At 43.6% G+C, this 5,194-nt stretch carries 5 protein-coding genes; all 5 read left to right on the forward strand.

Annotation, left to right across the window (positions count from 1 at the left end):
- On the forward strand, positions 1-979 hold a 979-nt coding region (locus tag WKF69_RS17365), incomplete at its 5' end, for an MFS transporter (protein ID WP_340383491.1).
- A gap of 149 nt (positions 980-1,128) precedes the next feature.
- Positions 1,129-1,572 (forward strand): Rrf2 family transcriptional regulator, encoded by a 444-nt coding sequence (locus WKF69_RS17370; RefSeq protein WP_340383492.1) that lies wholly within the window; start codon positions 1,129-1,131, stop codon positions 1,570-1,572.
- Between the two features lie 208 nt (positions 1,573-1,780).
- A complete protein-coding gene (locus WKF69_RS17375) occupies positions 1,781-3,880 on the forward strand; it encodes a nitrite reductase (RefSeq protein ID WP_340383493.1) in 2,100 nt (699 codons plus the stop codon).
- Positions 3,877-4,662, forward strand: coding sequence for a uroporphyrinogen-III C-methyltransferase (cobA, locus tag WKF69_RS17380; RefSeq protein ID WP_340383494.1), 786 nt, complete (start codon positions 3,877-3,879; stop codon positions 4,660-4,662). The genes WKF69_RS17375 and cobA overlap by 4 nt, the downstream gene beginning before the upstream one ends.
- The coding region (locus WKF69_RS17385) for a bifunctional precorrin-2 dehydrogenase/sirohydrochlorin ferrochelatase (RefSeq protein WP_340383495.1) at positions 4,646-5,194 on the forward strand (549 nt) is incomplete at its 3' end. The genes cobA and WKF69_RS17385, both read left to right, overlap by 17 nt.

Raw genomic sequence — 5,194 nt, forward strand, 5'->3', positions numbered from 1 at the left:
CTATATCGGATTTATCCTAGGTTCTTTATTCTGTGGGTTAACGACCTCGTATGAGATGCTTCTGGCTGCCAGGATCTTCACCGGTCTTTTCGGCGGGGTTATAGGCTCTATTTCTATGGCTATTGTAACGGATCTCTTCCCTATCGAAAGAAGAGGGAGGGTAATGGGTTTTATGCAAATGGGTTTTGGTGCGAGCCAGGTACTTGGTATTCCGATAAGCCTTTATATCGCGAATGTCTGGGGATGGCAATCGCCATTTTTAATGATCGTCGTTCTGGCGACTATCATCTGGCTGGCGATCATATTCAAGCTTCAGCCTATTAATAAGCATTTGGCTCTTCAAACGGACCGAAGTGCATTCAGCCATCTGTCGCATACGGTAGCTAAAAAGAATTACCGGATCGGGTTTTTAGCTACAGCCTTTTTATCACTGGGCGGTTTTATGATGATGCCGTGGGGGAGCGCTTTTGCTATCAATAACCTGGGTGTTACTGAACGTCAGCTTCCGCTCCTGTTTATGTTTTCAGGGGTATGTTCCCTGATCATCATGCCAATAGCAGGGAAATTGAGCGACCGGTACGATAAATTTAAGCTGTTTACTATTGCTTCTGTTTGGCTGAGCATCGTGGTGATCATTTACACCAATATGGGGCTTACTGCTTTCTGGCTGGTTCTTGTGATGAACATAGGCTTCATGATCGGAATAATGAGCCGCATGGTTCCAGCAATTGCCCTTTCATCAGCTCTCCCTGAAAAGGAGGATAGGGGAGCATTCATGGGAATAAATGCCTCACTTCAGCAGATAGCAGGAGGTGCAGCAGCAGCGGTGGGCGGATTGATTGTAGTGCAGCAGGATAAGTTTAGTCCGCTGGAGCATTATGATACTTTGGGGTACGTCATCGTCATTCTTTCGGGGATATCTATTTTTCTATTGTATAGGGTTAGTAATCTGGTTAGGAGTGCTAAAGTTGACACTTGAAAACTAAAAACTGAATTTGCCCCGAAGGAATCCTTACTGGAAGAGTGATCTGGCGCGTGGCAAGGAGCTCAAAGCCCACAACTCATTACTGACATCTATTAAAAAGAATTTCCGTAATTTGCAGATTAGTAAAAAGTACTTATTAGTCTATGCTTTCAAAAAAGACACGCTATGCCTTAAAGGCCCTAGTTGTATTAGGGAAGAATTTTGGTCAGGCGCCATTGCAGATCTCAAGAATAGCATCTGAAGAGAATATCCCTAAAAAATTCCTGGAACAGATCCTCCTCGACCTAAGGAATGCCGGCTTGCTTTTCAGTAAAAAAGGCGCAGGCGGCGGATATGGATTGGTGAAAGATCCCTCAGAGATTTACCTGGTTCAGGTGTTAAGGCTTACGGGAGGCCCGGTCGCTCTCTTACCTTGCGTCAGCCTTAATTTCTATCAAAAGTGTGATGAATGTATCAACGAAGGGACGTGCGGAGTTAGGGATGTTTTCCTTGATGTACGGAATGCCACCCTAAAAGTTCTGAGCGAAACTAGTATCGCCGATATCATATCAAGGGAGAGTAAATTGGTTATTAATATAGGTTTGTAAAAAAATTCAACAATAGACTACTATTTCTATATACTTTGTATTATATTTGGCAAATGAAATTTAAACACGCCTATATATTCACTGCTGTAACGACGAAGTGTTGTTATATGGGATGTTTGATTTGATAATTGAAGAAGATTGGATTTAGAATAAATAATATATGTAAACCTCTTCAACCCCGGTAGAAGAGGTTTTTTTACAAAAAGTAATGGAAAGTTTCAGAACAGAATTAGAAAATCCAATCGTTGAGAAGGATATAATAGATTTAGAAAGAAAGATCAGGGAATTTCGTGAAGGTAAGATACATGATGAGAAATTCCGCAGCCTGCGATTAGCGCGTGGAATTTATGGACAACGACAGCCGGGCGTTCAAATGATTCGTATAAAACTGCCTTTTGGTAAAGTAACTTTCAAACAAATCCTCAAGATTGCAGATATATCTGACGAGTATGCAAGCAGCAACCTGCATTTAACTACCCGGCAGGATATTCAGATACATTATGTGAGCCTTGACCGTACCCCAGAACTATGGTCGAAGCTTGAGCAGGATGATATAACACTTCGCGAGGCTTGTGGTAATACGGTAAGAAACGTGACAGCATCTCCTTCCGCGGGAATCGATCCAAGCGAGCCTTTTGATGTAGCCCCATATGCTCACGCAACCTTCAAGTATTTTTTAAGAAACCCGATCTGCCAGGAAATGGGCAGGAAGTTTAAAATAGCTTTCTCGTCAAGTGATGCGGATACGGCGTTTACATACATACATGATCTTGGATTCATCCCTAAAGTTGTTATAAAAGATGGGGAGGAAGTTCGTGGTTTTAAAGTACTATTTGGCGGGGGCTTAGGTGCTCAGCCGGCTATTGCTCATGCAATTAATGATTTTCTTCACGAAGACGAGCTTATTCCATATATAGAAAGCACCTTACGTGTGTTCGACAGGTATGGCGAACGTAATAACCGGAATAAAGCAAGAATGAAGTTTCTTGTTGCTAAGCTGGGGCTTGAAGAATTGCTTCGGTTAATTGAAGAAGAAAAAACTGCTAATAAGGTTAAGAAATTTGCGATTGACCGGGAGACGATCCAGCTTCCCGAGATCCCTGAAGCGCAGGCTTTTCCGGAGATCCTCATTTCTGATCAGTTGCATTATGACAATTGGTTGAAGACTAATGTTTTCGAACAGAAACAAGAGGGTTTTTACGGAGTTTACATCAAAGTAACGACAGGAGATATATCTACGGCTAAAGCAAGAATATTTGTTGATGCGATCCGCGGCCTTGTTGCTGACGAGATCAGGATCACAATTAATCAGGGTTTGCTTCTTAAGTTTGTCAGAAAGGAAGCGCTTCCACTGCTCTTCGAACGGTTGAAAGAACTTGACTTTGCAAAACCGGGATTTGATAGCGTTGCAGATGTTACTACTTGTCCGGGAACAGATACCTGTAACCTGGGAATTTCGAACAGCACTGAGCTGGCGCGGGTCCTTGAAGACCTCATTGAAGAGGAGTACGAAGAGCTTACGGATAACCAGGATATTAAAATAAAGATAAGCGGCTGTATGAACAGCTGTGGCCAGCACGGGCTTGCCCAAATAGGCTTCCATGGCAGTTCGCTGAAAGCTGCTGGTAAAGTAGTGCCATCAGCCCAGGTTCTGTTGGGTGGGGGTACATTAGGCGACGGCTTAGGACGTGCGGCAGAAAAGATTATTAAGGTGCCTTCTAAGAGGACTAAGGATGTAGTTCGGGTAGTTCTTGACAACTACAGTCAGAATAAGATCGGTGATGAGCTTTTCAATGACTTTTACGACAGGCTTGGCAAGGATCACTTTTATCAGCTGCTAAAGCCGATTGCAGATCTTACCACCCTTACGCCTGATGAATTTGTGGATTGGGGCCACGAAGAAGCCTTCGTTACAGCAATTGGTGTAGGCGAATGTGCCGGTGTCGTAATCGACCTTGTTTCAACACTTGTTCTCGAGGCCGAGGAGAAATTACAATGGTCGATTTCCTCGTATGAGAACCGGGCTTATTCAGATTCGATTTACCATGCTTACAGTGTATTCATCAGCGGTGCAAAAGCACTATTGCTGGATAAGGGAATTAATAGCAGCACACAAACCGGGATCATGCGTGATTTCGATGAACAATACAGAGAAAGCCAGATCCTTGAGGGTATCGATAGCTTCACAGAGCTGGCATTACAAATTAACAAAAACGAACCGACAGCGGAGTTTGCACAGACTTACCTGGCATCTACTGTCGATTTCGTGAACAGAATTAAGGTAGCAAAGGAGGCAGTTCAATTATGATAATTTCCAAAACAAAAAAAGAGGTAAAAGAGCCAAGAATTACGTTGGTTGGCGCTGGCCCCGGAGATGCGGAACTGATTACTTTAAAAGGTGTTCGGATCCTTAAATCTGCTGATGTCGTTTTGTACGATGCCCTCGTTAATAACGAGCTGCTTGATTTCGCACCTGAGCATGCGATTAAAGTGTATGTAGGTAAGCGTTCGGGCGATCATTCCTATTCGCAACAGGCTGTTAATAAGCTAATGATTGATTATGCCCTGAATTATGGCCATGTGGTCCGTTTGAAAGGCGGTGATCCGTTTGTGTTCGGCCGCGGGTTCGAAGAGCTTGAGATTGCTGCATCTTACAGCATCCCTGCTGAGGTAGTGCCGGGTATTTCCTCAAGTATTTCAGTCCCTGCCTTGCAGGGAATTCCTGTGACACACCGCGGTACAAGCGAAAGTTTTTGGGTAATTACCGGCACCACTACAAATGGCGAGGTTTCTAAAGACCTTTATGCAGCTGCAAAAACAGATGCAACCGTTGTGGTATTAATGGGTGTTAAAAAGCTAAAAGAGATAGCTGCAATATTCGAAGCAGAAGGAAAAGGAAGATTACCGGTAGCGGTTATCCAGAATGGATCAATGGAAAATGAAAAAATTGTTGTAGGCACTGTGGCTACAATAACTGAAGCTGCCGCTGATCAGAAAATTGGCGCTCCTGCGCTGATTGTATTTGGTGAAGTTGTTGGCTTGCATGCGCTGTATCAGCCAATCAAGGCATTTTATGAGTGTTCTGAATAACCAAAATACTGATACCATTAAAGTTACGACTGGCAACCAGTTGTTTCCGGTGTTCCTTAAGCTTAACGAGCTTAAGGTTCTGCTTGTTGGCGCCGGAAATGTTGGATTGGAAAAGCTTACGGCCCTGCTTTCAAACAGTCCTGAAACACAAATTACAATTGTTGCGGAGAAATTCTTGCCGGAAGTGATAGATCTTGCCGGTCAGTATTCTCAGGTAAAAACAAATTACAGAAAGTTCGAACCATCCGATCTGGAAGACCAGGATCTGGTAGTGATTGCTACCGGCGACAACGTTCTGAATGCCGAGATAAGGGCTTATGCACGTGAACGGCACCTGCTGATCAATGTAGCAGATAAGCCCGAATTATGTGACTTCTATCTGGGATCGATCGTGAAAAAAGGAGACCTGAAGATCGGAATCTCAACAAATGGGAAGTCGCCAACAATAGCTAAACGCCTGAAAGAAGTTTTTCAGGATAATCTGCCGGATGAACTTGATATCAGCCTGCAACAGATGAACCAGTTAAGGAAC

Origin of the sequence: Daejeonella sp. (assembly GCF_037719425.1) — a bacterium.
Lineage (GTDB): Bacteria > Bacteroidota > Bacteroidia > Sphingobacteriales > Sphingobacteriaceae > Daejeonella.

What these genes read in the sequence shown, in the direction of transcription:
- WKF69_RS17370 (WP_340383492.1), top strand. Translation starts at nt 1,129, where the DNA reads ATGCTTTCAAAAAAGACACGCTATGCCTTAAAGGCCCTAGTTGTATTA.
- WKF69_RS17375 (WP_340383493.1), top strand. Translation starts at nt 1,781, where the DNA reads ATGGAAAGTTTCAGAACAGAATTAGAAAATCCAATCGTTGAGAAGGAT.
- cobA (WP_340383494.1), top strand. Translation starts at nt 3,877, where the DNA reads ATGATAATTTCCAAAACAAAAAAAGAGGTAAAAGAGCCAAGAATTACG.